Annotated in this window: 1 tRNA gene and 2 rRNA genes (1 of these 3 cut by a window edge); all 3 read right to left on the minus strand. The window is 54.6% G+C overall.

Annotated features, from left to right (window positions below):
• Positions 1 to 3: 3 nt before the first annotated feature.
• Positions 4 to 80, minus strand: a tRNA-Met gene (locus tag GU920_RS19195).
• 67 nt (positions 81 to 147) lie between these two features.
• Positions 148 to 262: ribosomal RNA gene (rrf, locus tag GU920_RS19200) — 5S ribosomal RNA — on the minus strand.
• Between the two features lie 103 nt (positions 263 to 365).
• Positions 366 to 2,500: ribosomal RNA gene (locus tag GU920_RS19205) — 23S ribosomal RNA — on the minus strand; it runs 699 nt beyond the window's last position.

Consider the following 2,500-nt stretch of genomic DNA (forward strand, 5'->3'; position numbering starts at 1 on the left):
TTTTGGTTGCGGGGGCAGGATTTGAACCTGCGGCCTTCAGGTTATGAGCCTGACGAGCTACCGGGCTGCTCCACCCCGCGACAGGTGGTGTCTGACTTGACTGTTTTGTTATCGCTTAGGGAGAGGATGTTTCGTGTTTCTTTCTAGGTTTGGCGGTGACCTACTCTCCCACGTCTTGAGACGGAGTACCATTGGCGCGACGGCACTTAACGGCCGGGTTCGGGATGGGACCGGGTGTTTTGCTCGTGCTATGACCACCAAACCGAGGAAGAAACACGGGGAAGGAATGATCTTCCCCATTTCATCAGTGTTTTATTGTTCCAAGCGCATTTGCTTTTGATCAGACAGCCTTGCTGTTTCTGGATCAAATCAAGCCTATCGGGCAATTAGTACCGGTCAGCTGAATGCATTGCTGCACTTACACCTCCGGCCTATCGACGTGGTGGTCTTCCACGGCCCTCAAGGGAGACCTTGTTTTGAAGGGGGCTTCCCGCTTAGATGCCTTCAGCGGTTATCCTGTCCGTTCATAGCTACCCAGCACTGCCGTTGGCACGACAACTGGTCCACCAGTGGAACGTTCACCCCGGTCCTCTCGTACTAGGGGCAACTCTTCTCAAGTCTCCTACACCCACGGCAGATAGGGACCGAACTGTCTCACGACGTTCTAAACCCAGCTCACGTACCTCTTTAAATGGCGAACAGCCATACCCTTGGGACCTGCTCCAGCCCCAGGATGAGATGAGCCGACATCGAGGTGCCAAACGATGCCGTCGATATGGACTCTTGGGCATCATCAGCCTGTTATCCCCAGAGTACCTTTTATCCGTTGAGCGATGGCCCTCCCACTTGGGACCACCGGATCACTATGGCCGACTTTCGTCTCTGCTCGTCTTGTCAGACTTGCAGTCAGGCTGGCTTCTGCCATTGCACTCAACGACCGATTTCCGACCGGTCTGAGCCAACCTTCGCGCGCCTCCGTTACTGTTTGGGAGGCGACCGCCCCAGTCAAACTCCCCACCATGCAGGGTCCCGGACCCGGATAACGGGCCGCGGTTAGACATCAAGAGTGCGAAGGGTGGTATCTCAAGGGAGGCTCCACAGAGACTGGCGTCCCTGCTTCGATGCCTACCACCTATCCTGCACATCACAATCCTGATGCCAGTGCAAAGCTGGAGTAAAGGTTCATGGGGTCTTTCCGTCTAACCGCGGGTAGTGTGCATCTTGACACACAGTTCAATTTCGCTGAGTCCACGTTAGAGACAGCGGGGAGATCGTTACGCCATTCGTGCAGGTCGGAACTTACCCGACAAGGAATTTCGCTACCTTAGGACCGTTATAGTTACGGCCGCCGTTTACTGGGGCTTCAATTCGGAGCTTGCACCCCTCCTTTTAACCTTCCAGCACCGGGCAGGCGTCAGACTGTATACGTCGCCTTACGGCTTCGCACAGCCCTGTGTTTTAAGTAAACAGTCGCCACCCCCTAGTTTGTGCCCCCCACACATGCTTGCGCACATATGGGGCCTCCTTCTCGCGAACTTACGGAGGCATTTTGCCGAGTTCCTTTAACGTGGTTCTCTCAAGCGCCTTGGTATACTCTACCAGTCCACCTGTGTCGGTTTAGGGTACGGTCTGATGGAGGGCTATTTCCAGGAACCTCTCAGCAGCCCAGACAATCCGATAAGCCTGAACTACCCTTGAGATCCGTCACATCCTCCTGGCCCAGGAATATTAACCTGGTTCCCATCGACTACGCCTTTCGGCCTCGCCTTAGGGGCCGGCTTACCCTGCTCAGATTAGCTTTAAGCAGGAACCCTTGGACTTTCGGCGACAGGGTCTCTCACCCTGTTTGTCGCTACTCATGTCAACATTCTCGCTTCTGATCTCTCCACCGGTTGCCTCACGGCCCGGCTTCACAGAAAGCTCTCCATGTCCACACCACCCCGAAGGATGGATAAGACATGATGAGCTATATCACAGAACGCTCCGCTACCACGCACATTGCTGTGCATCCTGAGCTTCGGCTCGTGGCTTGAGCCCCGTTACATCTTCGCCGCAGGACAGCTTATCTAGACCAGTGAGCTGTTACGCTATCTTTAAAGGATGGCTGCTTCTAAGCCAACCTCCTGGTTGTTTTGGCCGTCCCACATGCTTTCCCACTTAGCCACGAATTAGGGGCCTTAGCTGCAGGTCAGGGTTGTTTCCCTCTTCACGACGGACGTTAGCACCCGCCGTGTGTCTCCCGGATAGTACTCTTGGGTATTCGGAGTTTACTTAGACTCAGTAAGGCTGTGGGCCCCCATCATCCATGTAGTGCTCTACCCCCCAAGGTATTCGTCCGAGGCGCTACCTAAATAGCTTTCGCGGAGAACCAGCTATCTCCAGATTTGATTGGCCTTTCACCCCTAGCCACACCTCATCCAGACCCTTTTCAACGGGTGTTGGTTCGGACCTCCAGTTGGTGTTACCCAACCTTCATCCTGGACATGGCTAGATCATCTGG

The sequence above is a fragment of the Paragemmobacter ruber genome, assembly GCF_009908315.1.
GTDB lineage: Bacteria > Pseudomonadota > Alphaproteobacteria > Rhodobacterales > Rhodobacteraceae > Paragemmobacter > Paragemmobacter ruber.